This is a genomic window from Lentzea sp. NEAU-D7 (assembly GCF_026242055.1).
Classification (GTDB): domain Bacteria; phylum Actinomycetota; class Actinomycetes; order Mycobacteriales; family Pseudonocardiaceae; genus Lentzea.
In genome coordinates, this window is record NZ_JAPJDL010000037.1 from 25,424 (window position 1) to 42,677 (window position 17,254).

Genomic DNA, 17,254 nt, shown 5'->3' on the forward strand with positions numbered 1-17,254 from the left:
GTCGTGGCGGATCAGACCGAGATCAAGAAGCTCCTCGACGACCCGAACGTCACTCCGGAGACCAAGAAGCAGCTCGTGCGCGCCCTCGCCGGCGCCGGCGCTCCCCAGGAAGAGGTCGAGCGCTACGGCAAGGCGAACGGTGTCGACGTCCCGGACGACCCGAGCGTGGGCGACCACGTGGTGGGCGTGGTCCTCGCGCCGCTGACGCTCGGCTTCAGCGAGGCCAACAACATCCGCAAGGAAGGCCAGCACGCGGCCTTCACGATGGAGGGCGAGGACGCGGACGAGCTCGTCAAGAAGGCGGGCGAGGAACGCGAGCTCGGCGCCACCCAGAAGGTGCTGAACGAGCAGGGCGACGTGCCGAACAGCAACGTCCTGCTCGACGCCGGCGCCCCCGGGCTGCGCTTCTTCGAGAAGTTCGTCCCGATCTACCCGAAGGCCGCGCAGGCGTGCGGTCACGGTGGTGCCGCACCGGACCTCCAGGGCGAGATCTACCGCAAGTACGACGAGGTCCGCGACATCGACTTCGCGAAGTTCCGCGAAGACGCCCACAAGCTCACCGAGAACGTCAAGAAGGCGGACGCGCACGACAACGCGCTGGGTGCCGCCTGGAACGGGCTCGGTTCCTGGGAGGGCGCGGCCGCGAAGGCCGCGGGCGAGTACCGGGCCAAGTTCGCCGGTGCCTCGAAGACGTTCGTGCAGCAGGCGGGCACGGCTCCCGGCGCGATCACCGCCGGCGTGACCAACATGCAGAAGCACGTCAAGGAGTTCGCGCAGCAGATCCACGACCAGTACTCGGAGAAGTGCGGCGGTCTGACGGTCGAGGAGGCCGAGACCGCGATCCGCCAGGCGAACGGCGACATCTTCGAGAACGACGCGGGCATCCTCGACGGACTCTCCGGCCTGCCCGGCTGGGTCGTCGGCGGCGTCGTGGGCGCTCTCACCGGCGGCATCCTGTCGGGCGTTCTCGCGGGCCTCGGCTGGGACTCCTGGGTCAAGGGCCGGCGGGAGTCCATCATCAACGAGGCCAAGCAGAAGCTGAAGGCGCTCTGCGAGGAGTTCGACGGCAAGAAGAAGGCGTTCGACGGCTACTGCCAGGCCGTGCAGGCCGGTGTCGACGCCGACTACAAGGCCATGTTCACGGGCCTGAAGAACGCGTTCCAGGACACGTTCGGCCCGATCGGCGACCCCCCTGCGTTCTCCGACCAGGGCGGCGGCCGTCAGAACGTCAACAACGGCGGCGGTGGTGGCGGCAGCCCGAGCGGTGGCGGCGGCCCCAGCGGTGGCGGTGGTCCGAGCGGCGGTGGCGGCGGTGGCACGCCGGAGATCCCGAAGCCCGAGAACCCGCTCGACAAGGACGGCGACGGCAAGCCGGACGTCCCCGGTGACACCGACGGCGACGGCAAGCCCGACGACCTCGACGGCGACGGCAAGCCCGACGACCTCGACGGCGACGGCAAGCCCGACGAGCCGAAGCCCGAGGAGAAGCTGGAGACCGTCACGGTCACGGCCGGCGACAACACGATCAAGGTCACGGAGCCCGACTCGAACGGGCACGTGAAGATGACGATCGACACGCCCAAGGGCGAGCCGAAGACCTACGACCTGGACTTCAGCAAGAACCCCGAGGCCGCCAAAGCCCTGATGGGGCAGAACGGCGCACAGGCCATCACCGCCATGGCCAACCAGCTCACCGCGTCGAACCCGGCGGCGGGTGCGCAGACCCCCACCGCCGGTGGCGCGCCCGCCCCCGGCGCCACCCCCGCGCCCGGTGTCGGAGCGGCCCCGGCCGAGGGCCCGCTCGGTTCGGAGTCGAACCCGATCCCGGTCGAGGTCGGCGCGGACGGCAAGATCCACATCGAGCAGGACGGCGTCAACTTCACCGCCGAGGTCGACACCGAGACCGGGCAGATCAACCTGACCGCGGACAACGGGGACGGCACGCCCGACAAGATCGGCGTGGGCTTCGGCGAGGACGAGAACCCCGCCGCGCAGACCCCTGGTTCCGAGTCCGGTCCCGGTGGGGGTGGCTCCGGCGGCGACAGGCTGGAGGACGGTCTGCGCATCCCGGAGGCCGAGTTCCCCGAGCCCGTCACGACGCTGCCGGCCGAGGCGGACGTCCGGCCGATGCCGGCCGAGGCCGACTTCCAGCCGATGCCGGCGCCCGCCGGTGAGCAGGTCTGGAGCCCGCCGGGAGAGGCCGCGCCGAACGTGGCCGAGCGCTTCCAAGACTCGATGGCTCGCAGCTACATCGAGGACAACGGCATCATGCCGAGCGTCGGCGAGCCCAGGATCTCCGCGGAGAACCCGCAGTTCGCCCAGGCCTCCGACAGCACGACGACGTCCGGTGTCTCGTTCACCGGCGGCGGCGAGTCCGTGCTCGGCAGCTCGAACGCCGACAGCGCGTGGAACAGCCCGAGCTCGGGCGACAGCAACGGCGGCTCGTTCACCACGAACCCCTCCGAAGCGGGTCAGCCGGGAATGGCGAACCTGCCGTCCATGCAGGACGCGAGCGGCCAGGCACCGAGCGGTGCGGCTTCCGGCGGCATGATGGGTGGCGGCGGCATGATGGGCGGCGGCATGGCCGGCGCCGGAGCGGGCGGCCAGCAGGGCGGCGACTCCGAGCGAGGGGCCAGCCAGTGGCGCACCACGGGCACGTTGTTCGACGACGACAACAACAACCCGTTGAGCGCCATGCAGACCACGCTGGGTGAAGACCGAGGGGAGGCCGCCAGCCCATGGCGATGATCGGGGAAGTGGACCCGCGCGTCCAGGCGTTGTTCGACGAGAACATCGCCAGGACCCGCCGTGCCACCGCGGAGGTCTCGGCGGAGCTCAAGGCGAGCCAGGACAAGGTGGCCGCCGACATCGCGGCTCGCGAGGAAAAGCACAAGCAGGACGTCGCGGCCGCTCAGAAGAGCGCCGAGAACCTCGTCGCGCAGGGCGAACGGCAGCAGTCGCGCAAGCCGCAGTGGGAGCGTCCCGAACGCGGCGCCGGTGAACTGGCGTTCGGCCCGGAGGACGACGACGGCGGCTACGCGCCCCCGCAGCAGCAGCAGCAGCAGCAGGCACCGATGGCGGCTCCTCCGCCTCCTCCGCCACCGCCGGTCGCGCCGCCACCCGCCCACCGGCGTCGTCCGGCGCCCGTGGACGACGATGACGACCTGAGCGGCCAGACCTGGCTCAGCTGACCTGACCTCCGGCCCCGCGTGCGATCCCGCACCGGGGCCGGAGTCGTCACCGCCGGGGCAGGGCTTCCCGCTGGAACACGAGGTTCGCGGACTTCAGGTCGCTGTCGAGCAGCTCGTCGTAGGTCCGGTCTCCGGTCAGCACGCGCAGCAGGAAGGCCGTCACGAACGCGCGTCCGAGCTTCTGCGCCCCTCGTTCGGAGCTGCCGTCCAGCATGAGCTCGCTCCAGTGCCGGCCCTCGGTGAAGCCGAGGTGCGAGGCCTTGGGCAGCAGCCGCAGTTGCACGGGACCGCCCCACGCGGACGCGATGGCCTCGGCGTGGCCGACCGGGGGCGCGATGCGGTCCTCGCCCGCCGCGAGGTGCAGGCCGGGCGCGCGGACCTCGCGGGCCGCGTCCAGTGCCGACGGGCGCGTCTCCGTTGCGGCCAAAGTCACAACGGCCCGGACCCGGTCCGCAGAGGACGCTGCCAGCACGGCGGCGCCGCCACCCATCGAGTGTCCGGCCAGCGCGAGCCGGGCGGGGTCGACGCTGATCTCCCCGGTGCCGAGCCGCACGCCGGTGCAGATGTCCAAAGTGGTCAGCAGGTTCGCCGCCAGCACCCGTGACGACAGCAGCGGGCCGCGTTCCACGGCCGGTGCCGCGGCGACCACGCCCCAGGAGGCCAGGTGCCGCAAAAGGCCGTGGTAGCGCCGTACGGGCTGCATCCAGCCGTGTCCGAACGCGACAGCGGGCAGACCGAGGCCCGACTGCGGTGTGAAGATCGCGCCCGGCAGGCCGACGAGCGCGAGGTCGCCGCGCAGCACGGGGTGCGGGCCGGGCCTGCTGAGCTGCTCGAGGGCCTGTTTCGCGGTCAGCGTGATCACGCGGCGAGCCATGTGGTGAACCGTAGTCGATCCTGTCGTCCGCACCACATCCGAGATTGGTCTACACCACCCGTGCGTTTGACCAGCGCAAACGGAGCACTCTCACTCATTAGGGTTAGCGGCGTGGTCTAGCTAGTCTGTTTCCCGTGTGCGGAATCGTGGGATACGTGGGTCACCAGTCGGCGCTCGACGTCGTGCTGGACGGGCTGAGGCGCCTCGAGTACCGGGGTTACGACTCAGCGGGCGTCGCGGTCGTGACAGGCGACGACCTCGCCGTCGAACGCAAGGCCGGACGGCTGCAGAACCTGGAGACGAGGCTCGACGAGGTCGGCCGCGACAACTTCGCGGGCACCGTCGGCATGGGCCACACCCGATGGGCGACGCACGGCGCGCCGATCGACCGGAACTCGCACCCGCACCGCGACACGACCAACCGTGTCGCGGTGGTGCACAACGGCATCATCGAGAACTTCCTCGCCCTGCGCGCCGAGCTCGAAGGCCTCGGCGTCGAGATGGCGTCCGACACCGACACCGAGACGGTCGCGCACCTCGTGGCGTTCGCCTACGCCGAGGGCGACACGAAGGGCGACCTGCCCGCCAGCGTGCGCAAGATCGCCCGCCGGCTCGAGGGCGCGTTCACTCTCGTGATCACGCACGCCGACGAGCCCGACCAGGTCGTCGCCGCGCGCCGCAACTCTCCGCTGGTCGTCGGCGTGGGCGAGAACGAGTACTTCGTCGCGAGCGACGTGGCCGCGTTCATCGCGCACACCAAGGAAGCCGTCGAGCTGGGCCAGGACCAGATGGTCGTGCTGACCCGCGACGGGTACGAGGTCACCGACTTCGACGGCGAGGTCGCCGAGGCCAAGCCGTTCACGGTCAACTGGGACCTCAGCGCCGCCGAGAAGGGCGGCCACGAGTACTTCATGCTCAAGGAGATCGAGGAGCAGCCGGAGGCGCTGGCGAACACGCTGCGCGGCCACTTCGCGAACGGCCGGATCGTCCTCGACGAGCAGCGCCTCTCCGACCAGGACCTGCGCGACGTCGACAAGGTCTTCGTCATCGCCTGCGGCAGCGCGTACCACTCCGGTCTCGTCGCGAAGTACGCGATCGAGCACTGGACCCGCCTGCCCGTCGAGGTCGAGCTGGCCTCCGAGTTCCGCTACCGCGACCCGGTGCTCGACCGCGACACGCTCGTCGTCGCCGTCTCGCAGTCCGGAGAGACCGCGGACACGCTGGAGGCCGTGCGCCACGCCCGCGCGCAGAAGGCCCGCGTCCTGGCCGTCTGCAACACCAACGGCGCGCAGATCCCGCGCGAGTCCGACGCCGTGCTCTACACGCACGCCGGCCCGGAGATCGGTGTCGCGTCGACGAAGGCGTTCCTCGCCCAGATCGCCGCGAACTACCTGGTGGGCCTGGCCCTGGCGCAGGCCCGCGGCACCAAGTACCCGGACGAGGTCGCCCGCGAGTTCCACGAGCTGGAGGCCATGCCCGAGGCCGTGCAGCGGGTGCTCGCCACGAGCGAGCAGGTCCGTGCCCTGGGCCGTGAGCTCGCCGACTCGAAGGCGGTGCTGTTCCTCGGCCGCCACGTCGGCTACCCGGTGGCCCTGGAAGGCGCGCTCAAGCTCAAGGAGCTCGCCTACATGCACGCCGAGGGCTTCGCGGCGGGCGAGCTCAAGCACGGCCCGATCGCGCTGATCGAGCAGGATCTGCCGGTCGTCGTGGTCATGCCGTCGCCGAAGGGCCGCGCCGTCCTGCACTCGAAGCTGGTGTCGAACATCAGCGAGATCCAGGCCCGTGGCGCCCGCACGATCGTGATCGCGGAGGAGGGCGACGAGACGGTGCGCCCGTTCGCCGACCACCTGATCGAGATCCCGGCCGTCCCGACGCTGCTGCAGCCGCTCATCTCGACGGTGCCGTTGCAGATCCTCGCGGCCGAGATCGCGTCCGCCCGCGGCTACGACGTGGACAAGCCTCGCAACCTGGCGAAGTCCGTTACCGTCGAGTGAAGTTGACCCCGAAGGGCTAAGGGGAGTTGTGAGGGGCGTCTGGCACACCGAGCGCGTCAAGTCCGCTGAAGAGGAGCTCATGGCGGTCGTCCCGCCGGGCTCGTTGATGCGCAAGGCCGCGTTCGGGGTGGCCACCCACGCCCTCAGGCTCCTGAAGGGCCGCCGCCGTGTGACGTTGCTCGTGGGTGCGGGCAACAACGGCGGCGACGCCCTGTGGGCCGGGTACTTCCTGCGCCGCCGCGGGGTCGCGGTGTCCGCGGTCCTGCTCGACCCGGCCAAGGCCCACGCCGAAGGCCTCGCCGCCTTCCGCGGGGCCGGTGGCCGGATCACCGACGAGGTGGGCACCCCCGACCTCGTGGTCGACGGCATCGTCGGCCTGTCCGCACGCGGCCCGCTGCGCCCGGCCGCCGCCGCCCTGGTCGAGGGCGTGCGGGCCCCGATCCTCGCGGTGGACCTGCCGTCCGGCATCGACCCGGACACCGGCGAGATCGCCGGCCCGCACGTGAAAGCCCACACCACCGTCACGTTCGGCTGCCTGAAGCCGGTGCACGCGCTGGCCGACTGCGGCGAGGTGCACCTGGTCGACATCGGCCTCCGGCCGGCGGATCCCGACTTCGTGCTGCTCGACCGCGAGGACATCGCCTGGCCGGTGCCGGGCCCGTCCGACGACAAGTACACCCAGGGCGTCACGGGAGTGGCGGCCGGCAGCGCCACCTATCCCGGAGCCGCCGTGCTGTCCACCGGCGCCGCCGTGCTCGCGACCTCGGGCATGGTCCGCTACGCCGGTCCGGCCGCCGACGCGATCCGCGCCCGCTGGCCCGAGACGATCTGCACCGGTTCGATCACCGACGCCGGCCGCGTCCAGGCCTGGGTCGTCGGCCCCGGCATGGGCACCGGCAGCTCGTCCGCGGAGGTGCTGCGGTTCGTGCTGGACGCCGGTGTGCCGGTGGTCGCCGACGCGGACGCCATCACGCTGCTCGCCTCGGTCCCGTCGCTCTGGGACGCCCGCGACCCCGACGCCGCACTGGTGCTGACCCCGCACGACCGCGAGTTCGAACGCCTGGCGGGCCCGGTCGGCGCGGACCGCGTCGCGGCGGCCAGGAAGGCCGCGCAGCGGTTCAACGCCGTGGTGCTGCTCAAGGGCCACCGGACCGTCGTGGCGGCGCCGGACGGGCGGGCGCTGGTCAACTCGGCCACGTCGTCCTGGCCCGCGACGGCCGGATCGGGCGACGTCCTGTCGGGGATCATCGGCGCGCTGCTGGCCGGTGGGGTCGACCCGTTCCTGGCGGCGGGGTACGCGGCGCACGCGCACGTGCTGGCCGCCGAACTGGGGGCGAACGGTGCTCCGGTGCCCGCGTCGGGGCTGATGAACGCGATCCCGGACGCGATCCGGACGATCTTGTCGGTGCCGTCTGGGAGAATTGAGCCAGGGGACCCCCTGGAGGGGACCCTTGCGTGAGCGCTCGCTCACACTCCTGAGCTGCGTGCTCATGGCACGATGAACAGGTTATGGCCCGTTCAGAAGTTGTCGTCGACCTAGGCGCGCTGCGGCACAACGTCGCCCTGCTCGCCGGTCTCGCGCCGTCCGCCGACACCATGGCCGTCGTCAAGGCGGACGGGTACGGGCACGGCGCGGTGCAGGTCGCCCGCGCCGCTCTCGAAGCGGGCGCCACCTGGCTCGGCTCGTGCTCGACGCAGGAAGCCCTCGCGTTGAGGACGGCGGGCATCCAGGCCCCGGTCCTGGCCTGGCTCGACGCTCCGGGCGAGGACCTGGCGGCCGGTCTCGCGGCCGACGTGGACATGTCCGTGTCGTCGCTGTCCGACCTGCGCCGCGTCGAGCAGGCCGCGCTGGAGGCCGACGCGCGGCCGCGGCTCCACCTCAAGATCGACACCGGGCTGAGCCGCAACGGCTGCCAGCCCCACGACTGGCCGGAGCTCGTCGAGGCCGCGAAGAAGCACGAGGTCGTGGCCATCTGGTCGCACCTCGCGTCCGCGGACGTGATCGGCGACCCGTCCATCGACCTGCAGGCCAAGCGGTTCGACGACGCCTACGAGGTCGCCACCGCCGCCGGTCTCGACCCGAAACGGCACATCGCCAACTCGGCGGCCCTGCTGACCAGGCCCGATCTGCACTTCGACATGGTCAGGCCCGGCATCGCGATCTACGGGCTGAACCCGGTGCCGACCGATCACGACCTCAGGCCGGTCATGAGCTTCCGGTCGCACGTGGCGCTCACGAAACGTATCCCCGCCGGGGAGTCCGTCTCCTACGGGATGACATGGACAGCGCGGACCGACACGACGCTGGCACTGGTGCCGGCGGGGTATGCGGACGGTGTCCCGAGGGCGCTCTCCGGCCGGATGGAGGTGCTCCTGGAGGGGAGGCGCCGCCCGGTGGTCGGCCGTGTCTGCATGGACCAGGTCGTCGTGGACTGCGGGGACGACGAGATCGCGGAGGGTGCCGAGGTCGTCCTGTTCGGCGACGGGAGCCGGGGCGAGCCGACGGCGACGGAGTGGGCGGAGCTGACCGGGACGATCGACTACGAGATCGTCTGCGGGATGTACCGGCCGCGGGTGCGGAGGATCTACACGTGAAGCCGGTGTGGAAGGTCGTCGGGTGGGTCGGCGGTGCGCTCGGCGCCGCCGTCGCCGGTGTGGCCGTGGCGCAGACCGCGAAGGTCTCGCACGAGCGCAAGACCGCGTCCGACAGCCTCGCCGACGAGCCGCTGGGTCTGCTGAGGCCCGATCGCGAGTCGACCGTCGCCGCCGAGGACGGCGTGCCGATCTCCGTCGAGGAGGTCGACCCGGCGGACGGCGGCGAACCGGACATCACCGTCGTCCTGGTGCACGGGTTCGCGCTGGACCGCCGCTGCTTCCACTTCCAGCGCCGCGACCTCGCCGAGCTGATCGACCCGCGCGTCCACCAGGTGCTCTACGACCAGCGCAGCCACGGCCGTTCCGGGAAGTCCTCCGTGGAGCACAGCACGATCGACCAGCTCGCGCTCGACCTCGACTCCGTCATCCGCGCGGTCGTCCCGGAGGGCCCGCTGGTGCTCGTCGGCCACTCCATGGGCGGCATGACGATCATGGCGCTGGCCGAGAAGCACCCCGAGCTCTTCGAGGAACGGGTGCGCGGCGTCGCGTTGATCGGCACGGCCGCCGGCGCCGTGGGCGGTGCGGGGCTGCCGAAGTCCGTGCTGTCGCGGTACAACCCGGTGACGCTCGGCGTCGGCCGGCTCGCGGGCATCCAGCCGGGGCTGGTCGAGTGGGTCCGCAAGGGCACGAAAACCCTGACGTGGAGCGGCATCCGCGCGCTGGCGTTCGGCGACCGCAAGGTCGCACCGTCCCTCGTGGACCTGATGGAGCAGATGATCAACGGGACGACGGTGAAGGTCCTCACCGAGTTCCTGGAGACCCTCGGCACGCACGACCGCTACAAGGCGCTGGCCGGGTTGCGGCACTGCGAGGTGCTGATCCTGAGCGGTGACGCGGACAAGCTCACGCCGTTCTCGCACGCCGAGCGGATGGCGGAGGAGATGCCGCACGCCACCCTCGTGCGGGCCCCCGGTGCCGGGCACATGGTGATGATGGAGCAGGCTGATCTCGTCAACGACCACCTGGTCGCGCTCGTCGAACGCTGCGCGACCGATCGCGGAGAGAGTCGGAAGAAGTGGTGGCGCCGAGCGTGAAGACCGTCGAACTGCCCCTGGTGGAGGACACCGAGGAGTTCGGCCGCAAGCTGGGTGAGCTGGTGCGGGCAGGCGACCTGCTGCTGCTCGCCGGGCCCTTGGGAGCCGGGAAGACGGCGCTGGTGCGCGGGCTCGCGCGCGGCCTCGGCGTGCAGGGCCGGGTGTCCTCGCCGACGTTCGTCGTCGCTCGTGTGCACGAGCCCGCCGAGGACGGCAGGGGCGTGCGTCTGGTGCACGTCGACGCGTACCGGCTCGGGGGTCACCTGGACGAGCTGGACGACCTCGACCTGGACACCGAGCTCGTCGACGCCGTGGTCGCCGTCGAGTGGGGCGAGGGCGTCGCGGAACGCCTGAGTGAAGATCACCTTCTGATCCGCCTCGAGCGCGGGGCCGACGACGTTCGCACAGCTCAGCTCATCGCACAGGGCGAGTGGAGCTCGCGTCCCCTGCCTGTGTGATCTTGTGCGGCACCTGGCGCGAGGTCCATCAAGGACAGATCATGACCTGTCGATGAGGGTCGCATGATCAAGAAGACTCTCTTCGCGACCGCAGCCATCGGCGGCGCCCTGCTGGCCGCCGCTGCTCCCGCGTCCGCCGGCGAGCGCGGCATCGGCGTCGCCGACAACTTCTGCGCCGCGCCGTGGCAGTGGAACGGCCCGTTGTCGCTGCTGCACGAGGGTCACGTCCCCGGCTACGTCGCGTGCAACGACAACCACGCCGCCGGTCGCGACAGCATCAGCGTGCTGAACAACGCGTGCGTCGCGCCGTGGCAGTGGAACGGCCCGCTGGAGATCTTCACGATCGACCACTCGCCGTCCTACGCGGCGTGCAACGGCGACACGTCCGGCCGCTAGCCGCCGGAACGTCGCGGGGATGGCCGGACGAGCCCGTCGGCCATCCCGTGACAGTCCTCTCGGAACAGGTTCTGCTCCGGGCACCTGCCCGTTTCGTCGCGGGTTCGCCGCCGCCGAACCGCCTCCGGCCGTGGACAGCCAGAGGTGACCGGATGACCGACACGACCTCGTACTACTCTGGACAACCGTGCTAGTGCTCGCCGTCGACACGGCCACCCCCGCAGTCACCGCCGGTGTGGTCGAACTCGCGCCCGACTCCCCGCCGCGCCTGCTCGCGAAGCGGGTGACGCTCAACGCCAAGGCGCACGGCGAGTTGCTCACCCCGCACATCACCGACGCGCTCGCGGAAGCCGGCAGGTCGTTCGCCGACCTCGACGCGATCGTCGTCGGCGCGGGCCCCGGGCCGTTCACCGGCCTGCGGGTCGGGCTCGCCACCGCCGCCGCGCTCGGCCAGGCGCTCAACCGCCCGGTCTACCCGGTCGCCACCACCGACGCCATCGCCAAGGACGCCGCCAGCGGCCACCCGCTGCTCGTCGCGACCGACGCCCGGCGCAAGGAGGTCTACTGGGCCGCCTACGACGCCGCCGGCCGCCGCACCGACGGTCCGCACGTCGAACGCCCGCAGGACCTGGCCGAGAAGCTGTCGGCCCTGGGCGTGCACCAGGCCACGGGCGAGGGCGCCGAGATCTACGCCGACGTCCTCGGCCTGGAACTCCTCCAAGCGAAGCACCCGAGCCCCGAGGGCCTGGTCGCCGCCGCGGCCGCCGAGGTGCTCGCGAAGGCCCGCCCGGCCGCGCTCACCCCGCTCTACCTGCGCCGTCCCGACGCCGTCGAGCCCACCGGGCGCAAGAGGGTGACCAGGGCATGACCACCGGCACCGTCACGCTCGCGCCGCTGCGGCACGCCGACGTGCCCAGGTGCCACGAGATCGAGCTGGCACTGTTCCCGGGCGACGACCCGTGGAGCGAGAAGGCGTTCCGCACCGAGCTCGACAACGGCAACTACTACATCGGCGCGTACGCCGACGACGAGCTGATCGGGTACGCCGGGCTCGCCGCCGGCCCGTACGAGGCCAGCGTGCACACGATCGCCGTGGTGGGGCACTGGCAGGGCAGGGGCGTCGGCAAGATGCTGCTGCGGGACCTGCTGGCCCGCGTCGACGAGATCAACGTGCCGGTCTACCTCGAGGTCCGCACGGACAACGAGCCCGCGATCGCCCTGTACCTGGCGCACGGCTTCGAACGCCTGGGCCTGCGCCGCCGCTACTACCAGCCGTCGGGTGCCGACGCGTACACGATGGGAAGGCCTGCTCACAGTGTCTGATCGCCTGATCCTCGGCATCGAGAGCTCGTGCGACGAGACGGGCTTCGGGATCGTCCGCCTCGGTCCGGACGGCTCGCTCGAACTGCTCGCCGACGAGGTCGCCTCCAGCGTCGAGGAGCACGCCCGCTTCGGCGGCGTCGTGCCCGAGGTCGCCTCCCGCGCCCACCTCGAAGCGCTGGTCCCGACCATGCGCCGCGCGCTCGACACCGCGAAGGTCGAGCTCTCCCAGATCCACTCCATCGCCGTCACCGCCGGCCCGGGCCTGGCCGGGGCGCTGCTGGTCGGCGTGTCCGCCGCGAAGGCGTACGCGGCCGCGCTCGGCAAGCCGCTCTACGGCGTGAACCACCTCGCCGGTCACGTGGCCGCCGACACGCTGCAGCACGGCCCGTTGCCGCAGCGCTGCCTCGCGCTGCTGGTCTCCGGCGGCCACTCGCAGCTGCTGCTGATCGAGGGCGGCCTGGCGAACTCGATCACCGAGATCGGGTCCACCGTGGACGACGCCGCAGGTGAGGCGTACGACAAGGTCGCGCGGCTGCTCGACCTGCCGTACCCCGGTGGCCCGCCCATCGACAAGCTCGCCAAGCAGGGCAACGGCTGCGCGATCGCGTTCCCGCGCGGCCTCACCGGCCCGCGCGACGCGAAGTACGACTTCTCGTTCTCCGGCCTGAAGACCTCGGTCGCCCGCTGGGTCGAGCGCGCCGAGCGCGCCGGCGAGGAGATCCCGCTGGCCGACGTCGCCGCGTCGTTCCAGGAGGCCGTCGCGGACGTGCTGACCGCGAAGGCGATCCGCGCCGCGAAGGACCTCGACGTCGGCACGCTGGTCATCTCCGGCGGCGTCGCGGCGAACTCCCGCCTGAGCGGGCTCGCCGCCGAGCGCTGTGCCGAGGCGGGCATCGAGCTGCGCGTGCCGAGGCCTCGGCTGTGCACCGACAACGGCGCGATGATCGCCGCGCTCGGCGCCCACCTGGTCGCGGCGGGCGCCAAGCCGTCGCCGATGGACATCTCGACGACGCCCGGTCTGCCCGTCGGCACGGTGCAGATACTCTGACGCCATCCTGGGCGGACCTGAATCTTGGAGTAAGCGGTGAGCGCTGAACCCATGCGCACGATCACGTACCTGTTCCCGATCTACAACGAGGGCGGGAACATCGATCTGCTGCACAAGACGGTCTCCGAGGTCGTGAAGCCGCTGGAGGACCGGTACCGGGTCAACTTCATCTACGTCAACGACGGCAGCCGCGACAACTCGCTGGACCTGCTCAACGCCGTCGCCGACGCGGACGACCGGGTCACCGTCATCGACCTGGCGCGCAACTTCGGTCACCAGCTCGCCGTGACCGCGGGGCTCGACCTCGCGGACGCCGACGCCGTGATCATCATGGACAGCGACATGCAGGACCCGCCCGCGGTCAGCCTCGAGCTGATCGAGAAGTGGGAGCAGGGCTACGAGGTCGTCTACGCCCAGCGCCGCTCGCGCCAGGACACGGCGTTCAAGAAGGCCACCGCGCGGGCGTTCTACTGGTTCCTGCGCAAGGTCGCCGACATCGACATCCCGGAGAACACCGGCGACTTCCGCCTCATCGACCGCAAGGTCGTCGAGGAGCTGCGCAAGTTCCGCGAGCACAACCGGTTCCTGCGCGGACTGGTGAGCTTCATCGGCTTCAAGCAGACCGCCGTGCAGTTCGACCGCGACAAGCGCCACGCGGGCGTCACCGGCTACCCGCTGCGCAAGATGATGCGGTTCGCCGCGGACGGCATCGTCGGCTTCTCCGCAGCCCCGCTGAAGCTGATCTCCAAGGTCGGCTACTCCATCTCGTTCCTCGCGTTCCTCGGCATCTGCTACGTCGTCGGCGTGAAGCTGTTCCTGCCCGACACCGCCGTGCCCGGCTGGGCGTTCATCACGAGCGCGGTGTTCTTCCTCGGCGGCATCCAGCTGATCATGCTCGGCGTGCTCGGCAGTTACATCGGCCGCATCTACACCGAGGTGCAGGCCCGCCCGCTCTACAGCGTGGCGTCGGTGCGCACCGGGACGACGGTGCCGAACGACGCCAGGGCCCTCGCGCCGTGAAGAAGCTGCTGAGCGCCCAGCAACTGCGCTTCGGACTGGTCGGCATCGGCAACACCCTCGTCGACCTCGTCGGCTACACGGTGCTGTTCGCGCTCGGCACGCCCCTGGTGATCGCGAACCTCATCTCGACCACGATGGGCATGGCGCTCAGCTTCACGCTCAACCGCAGCTTCACGTTCCGTGCGGCGGGCGGTGGCGCCGTCCGCCAGATCGTGCTGTTCGTGCTGGTCACGGGCATCGGTCTGTGGGCGATCCAGCCGCTGGTGATCATGCTGACCCGCGGTCTGTTCGCCGGTCTGCCCGAGACGCTCGCCATCGCGGCGCCCAAGCTCGCGGGCATCTGCGTCGCACTCGTCTGGAACTACGTGCTGTACAGCCGGCTCGTGTTCCGCCCGGTAGAAGAGCCTGCAAAGGAACCCGTTCATGACTGACACCGCGATCCGCGAGCCGGAGGTCGTCGCCGCCGAGGCGCCCGGACCCGCTCCGCGGTGGAAGACCGCGCTGACGGGCGACTTCGCGAAGGTCTTCCTGCTGGTGTTCGCCTGGCAGGTCTTCATGACCGTGATCGGGCGGGTGCTGGAACCGCTGCTGCCGATCTTCGAGGGCACGCCGGTCTCGTCGCGGTCGGTCGACACGCTGCTCTCGCACACGCACCGCTGGGACGCGGAGAACTTCACCGGCATCGCCGAGGGCACGGCGTACCAGAACGTCCCGACCTCGCAGGCGTTCTACCCGGTCTTCCCGCTGTTCGTGTGGCTCGTGAAGATGCTGTTCCTCGGCAAGATCGGCACGCTGGTCGCCGGCATCATCGTCAACACCGCCGCCACCTGGCTCGGCGCGGTGGCGCTGCTCAAGATCGCCAGGACCTTCCTGACCGGCGAGCGCGCGCCGTGGCTCGTCGTGATGGCCATGCTGACGTGGCCGTCGGCGTACTTCCTGCACGCGTTCTACAGCGAGGCCGTGTTCATCGCGCTCGGCTTCTGGGCGTACCTCTTCGCGCTGCGCCGCCAGTGGGTCTTCATGGGCCTGTGCCTGATGCCGCTGACCGGCGTGCGGATCACCGCCGTGCTGTTCGTCGGCCTGTGCTTCCTCGAGTTCTGGCGCAGCAAGGAGTGGAAGTTCCGCGGCCTGCTGTCGTGGCACCTGCTGTGGTTCCCCGCGAGCGCGGTGGGCTTCCTCGGCTTCGCGCTGTACCTGAAGATCCTGGTCGGCGACCCGCTGGGCATGACGTCGGCGTACGAGAAGGCCCCGGCCTGGTCGTACCACCAGTTCACCCCGAACATCTTCGGCACGCTCTGGAACGAGCTGCTGATGTCGGTCAACACCCTGACCAAGCCGGCCGACCTCGGCACGTGGAACCTCACGAACCACGTGGTCCCGCTGGCCGGCATGGTCCTGCTGATCGCGGGCTCGATCTACCTGCTGGCCGTCCGCCGCAACGAGCTCGTGCCGGTGGGCCTGTTCGGGCTCGCGTCGATGGTCATGCTCACGCTGAACGGCAACCTGGTGTCGGTGCACCGCTACCTGCTGCCGTGCTTCGGCATCTACCTGGCGCTGGTGCTGCTCGGGCAGCGCGTCTCCGCGTTGAAGCCCGCGGTCTACGTGGTCATGTACGCGGGCCTGGTCACGCAGACCCTGATGTACCTGATGTTCGTGTCGGGCAACTGGTCCGGCTGAGTCACAGCCTGCTGAGGCCCGGTTTTCCGTCCTCCACGACGAACGACGCCTTCGTGGAGACCGGGGAGCCGGGCCTCGTCACGTGGTCGAGGCCGCGGAAGTCCGTGCGCAGCTCATCGGGCGTGAACCTGGTGAGCGTGTAGCCACGCCGGTTGTTGAAGTACTTCACGTGCGGGTTCTCGCGCAGCCACAGCGGTGTCTCGGCGTACTCCTCCGAGCCGTCGCCACCGGCCGTGATCGACGTCGTGACCAACTCGGTGGCGAGCGTCCTCGACGACGGGTCGTTCCAGCGCTCCTTGACCTCCGCGCCCCACGCCGCGTGCACGTCGCCGGTCAGCACGATCGGGTTCCGCACGTCCGCGAACCCCGCCACGACCCGGTCCCGGTCGGCCACGTAGCCGTCCCACGCGTCCAGCAGGAACTTGTCGACCTCGCCGGGGATGTAGTCGTACTGCGAGAAGAACACCTGCTGCCCGAGCACGTCCCAGCGCGCCCGCGAGCCGCGGAAGCCGTCGAACAGCCAGTCCTCCTGCGCGTCGCCGAGCATCGTGCGGGACGGCTCCAGCCGTTCGGGGCAGAGCTGAAGCCCGTCACCGCAGGCCTGGTCGGTGCGGTACTGGCGGGTGTCGAGCATGTGGAACGTCGCGAGCGCACCCCAGCCGATCCGCCGGTACAGCCTCGGTGACCTGCGCAGGGGCATGTTCTCGTAGTAGGCCCGGATGGCCGCGGCCCTGCGCGCGGGGAAGTTCGGCTGGGGCTTGTCCGGCAGCAGCCCCGCCCAGTTGTTGTCGATCTCGTGGTCGTCCCAGATCACCGTCCACGGCGCCACCGCGTGCGCTTCCTGCAGGTCGGGGTCGGTCTTGTACTGCGCTTGCCGCCGCCGGTAGCCCGCGAGGGTCGTCGTGGTCGGGCCCTCGACCTGCCGGACGTTGCCGGTGGGGGCGACGTGGATGCCGCTCTCGTACTCGTAGGTGTAGTCGCCGAGGTGCAGAACCAGGTCGGGCTCGTCCTCCGCGAGCCTGCGGTACGCCGTGAAGTAGCCGTGTTCGTACTGGGCGCACGACGCGAAGGCCATCGTCAGCGGTACCCGCAACGAGTCCGGAGCGGGAGCCGTGCGCGTGCGGCCCGTTCGCGAGAGGTGGTTGAGGGCCTTGAAGCGGTAGAAGTACTCGCGGCCGGGCTCCAGGCCGACGAGCTCCACGTGGACGCTGTGCGCCTCCTCCGGTCGAGCCGTGGTGGAGCCGCGCTGCGCGATCCGGGTGAATCGCTCGTCCTCCGCGACCTGCCACGCCACCTCGAGCGGGCGGGCCGGCATGCCTCCCAGGCCGTCGTCCGCGAGCGGGTCGACGGCCAGCCGGGTCCACAGGACCACCCCGTCGGGTGCGGGGTCACCCGAGGCCACACCCAGTGTGAAAGGGTCACCCGGCCGGGCCGATGCGGTGACCGAGAACGCTGTGACTCCGGCCACGCCTGCGAGCAGCAGCGTTCGGCGCGTCAACGAGGACATGCCCTGAATACGGCTACCGGATGGTGATCGGTTCGGGGGTCTCGTTGAAGGCTTGGCACTCTCATGGGTAGAGTGCC

General features: G+C 70.8%; 16 protein-coding genes. 14 read left to right on the top strand and 2 right to left on the bottom strand.

Translation table 11 applies throughout. From position 1 onward, the window contains the following. Positions 1-3: 3 nt before the first annotated feature. Together ORI60_RS43225 and ORI60_RS43230 are read left to right on the top strand one after the other, a co-directional pair. Entirely contained in the window at positions 4-2,748 is a 2,745-nt protein-coding gene (locus ORI60_RS43225; protein WP_266043805.1) for a hypothetical protein, read from the top strand. Next, positions 2,739-3,191: a hypothetical protein gene (locus tag ORI60_RS43230; protein ID WP_266043806.1), complete on the top strand. Its 453-nt coding sequence runs from the start codon at positions 2,739-2,741 to the stop codon at positions 3,189-3,191. Before ORI60_RS43225 ends, ORI60_RS43230 begins: the two co-directional genes overlap by 10 nt. Before the next feature lie 46 nt (positions 3,192-3,237). On the opposite strand, the gene ORI60_RS43235 is transcribed toward ORI60_RS43230, so the two are convergent. Continuing rightward, on the bottom strand, positions 3,238-4,065 hold the full coding sequence (locus tag ORI60_RS43235; RefSeq protein WP_266043807.1) for a dienelactone hydrolase family protein: 828 nt from the start codon (positions 4,063-4,065) through the stop codon (positions 3,238-3,240). 134 nt (positions 4,066-4,199) lie between these two features. Here ORI60_RS43235 and glmS point away from each other — a divergent pair, with 134 nt between their 5' ends. The 12 genes from glmS (at position 4,200) to ORI60_RS43295 (ending at position 15,670) form a co-directional block, all read left to right on the top strand. Beyond that, on the top strand, positions 4,200-6,059 hold the full coding sequence (gene glmS / locus ORI60_RS43240; protein WP_266043808.1) for a glutamine--fructose-6-phosphate transaminase (isomerizing): 1,860 nt from the start codon (positions 4,200-4,202) through the stop codon (positions 6,057-6,059). A gap of 28 nt (positions 6,060-6,087) precedes the next feature. Beyond that, the gene (locus ORI60_RS43245) at positions 6,088-7,518 is read left to right on the top strand and encodes an NAD(P)H-hydrate dehydratase (protein WP_266043809.1); all 1,431 of its coding nucleotides are present in this window, start codon (positions 6,088-6,090) and stop codon (positions 7,516-7,518) included. Positions 7,519-7,568: 50 nt separating this feature from the next. After that, positions 7,569-8,654, top strand: coding sequence for an alanine racemase (gene alr, locus ORI60_RS43250; RefSeq protein ID WP_266043810.1), 1,086 nt, complete (start codon positions 7,569-7,571; stop codon positions 8,652-8,654). Beyond that, entirely contained in the window at positions 8,651-9,748 is a 1,098-nt protein-coding gene (locus ORI60_RS43255; RefSeq protein WP_266043811.1) for an alpha/beta fold hydrolase, read from the top strand. The genes alr and ORI60_RS43255 overlap by 4 nt, the downstream gene beginning before the upstream one ends. Continuing rightward, entirely contained in the window at positions 9,745-10,206 is a 462-nt protein-coding gene (gene tsaE / locus ORI60_RS43260; RefSeq protein WP_266043812.1) for a tRNA (adenosine(37)-N6)-threonylcarbamoyltransferase complex ATPase subunit type 1 TsaE, read from the top strand. The genes ORI60_RS43255 and tsaE overlap by 4 nt, the downstream gene beginning before the upstream one ends. Before the next feature lie 63 nt (positions 10,207-10,269). After that, positions 10,270-10,602 (top strand): hypothetical protein, encoded by a 333-nt coding sequence (locus tag ORI60_RS43265; RefSeq protein WP_266043813.1) that lies wholly within the window; start codon positions 10,270-10,272, stop codon positions 10,600-10,602. Positions 10,603-10,789: 187 nt separating this feature from the next. Next, the gene (gene tsaB, locus ORI60_RS43270) at positions 10,790-11,470 is read left to right on the top strand and encodes a tRNA (adenosine(37)-N6)-threonylcarbamoyltransferase complex dimerization subunit type 1 TsaB (protein WP_266043814.1); all 681 of its coding nucleotides are present in this window, start codon (positions 10,790-10,792) and stop codon (positions 11,468-11,470) included. Further along, the gene (gene rimI, locus ORI60_RS43275) at positions 11,467-11,925 is read left to right on the top strand and encodes a ribosomal protein S18-alanine N-acetyltransferase (protein WP_266043815.1); all 459 of its coding nucleotides are present in this window, start codon (positions 11,467-11,469) and stop codon (positions 11,923-11,925) included. Before tsaB ends, rimI begins: the two co-directional genes overlap by 4 nt. Further along, positions 11,918-12,973: a tRNA (adenosine(37)-N6)-threonylcarbamoyltransferase complex transferase subunit TsaD gene (gene tsaD / locus ORI60_RS43280; RefSeq protein WP_090074415.1), complete on the top strand. Its 1,056-nt coding sequence runs from the start codon at positions 11,918-11,920 to the stop codon at positions 12,971-12,973. The genes rimI and tsaD overlap by 8 nt, the downstream gene beginning before the upstream one ends. A 36-nt stretch (positions 12,974-13,009) precedes the next feature. Next, positions 13,010-13,993: a glycosyltransferase family 2 protein gene (locus ORI60_RS43285; RefSeq protein WP_266043816.1), complete on the top strand. Its 984-nt coding sequence runs from the start codon at positions 13,010-13,012 to the stop codon at positions 13,991-13,993. Then, on the top strand, positions 13,990-14,424 hold the full coding sequence (locus ORI60_RS43290; protein WP_266043817.1) for a GtrA family protein: 435 nt from the start codon (positions 13,990-13,992) through the stop codon (positions 14,422-14,424). Before ORI60_RS43285 ends, ORI60_RS43290 begins: the two co-directional genes overlap by 4 nt. After that, complete coding sequence (locus tag ORI60_RS43295) at positions 14,417-15,670, top strand: hypothetical protein (RefSeq protein WP_266043818.1); 1,254 nt, start codon at positions 14,417-14,419, stop codon at positions 15,668-15,670. The genes ORI60_RS43290 and ORI60_RS43295 overlap by 8 nt, the downstream gene beginning before the upstream one ends. A 1-nt stretch (position 15,671) precedes the next feature. On the opposite strand, the gene ORI60_RS43300 is transcribed toward ORI60_RS43295, so the two are convergent. Then, complete coding sequence (locus tag ORI60_RS43300; protein WP_266043819.1) at positions 15,672-17,177, bottom strand: alkaline phosphatase D family protein; 1,506 nt, start codon at positions 17,175-17,177, stop codon at positions 15,672-15,674. Between the last annotated feature and the right edge of the window lie 77 nt (positions 17,178-17,254).

Bases quoted from the DNA above. Each gene is read 5' to 3' on its own strand.
- ORI60_RS43230 (WP_266043806.1), top strand. From the start codon at position 2,739: ATGGCGATGATCGGGGAAGTGGACCCGCGCGTCCAGGCGTTGTTCGAC.
- ORI60_RS43235 (WP_266043807.1), bottom strand. From the start codon at position 4,065: ATGGCTCGCCGCGTGATCACGCTGACCGCGAAACAGGCCCTCGAGCAG.
- alr (WP_266043810.1), top strand. From the start codon at position 7,569: ATGGCCCGTTCAGAAGTTGTCGTCGACCTAGGCGCGCTGCGGCACAAC.
- ORI60_RS43265 (WP_266043813.1), top strand. From the start codon at position 10,270: ATGATCAAGAAGACTCTCTTCGCGACCGCAGCCATCGGCGGCGCCCTG.
- rimI (WP_266043815.1), top strand. From the start codon at position 11,467: ATGACCACCGGCACCGTCACGCTCGCGCCGCTGCGGCACGCCGACGTG.
- ORI60_RS43295 (WP_266043818.1), top strand. From the start codon at position 14,417: ATGACTGACACCGCGATCCGCGAGCCGGAGGTCGTCGCCGCCGAGGCG.
- ORI60_RS43300 (WP_266043819.1), bottom strand. From the start codon at position 17,177: ATGTCCTCGTTGACGCGCCGAACGCTGCTGCTCGCAGGCGTGGCCGGA.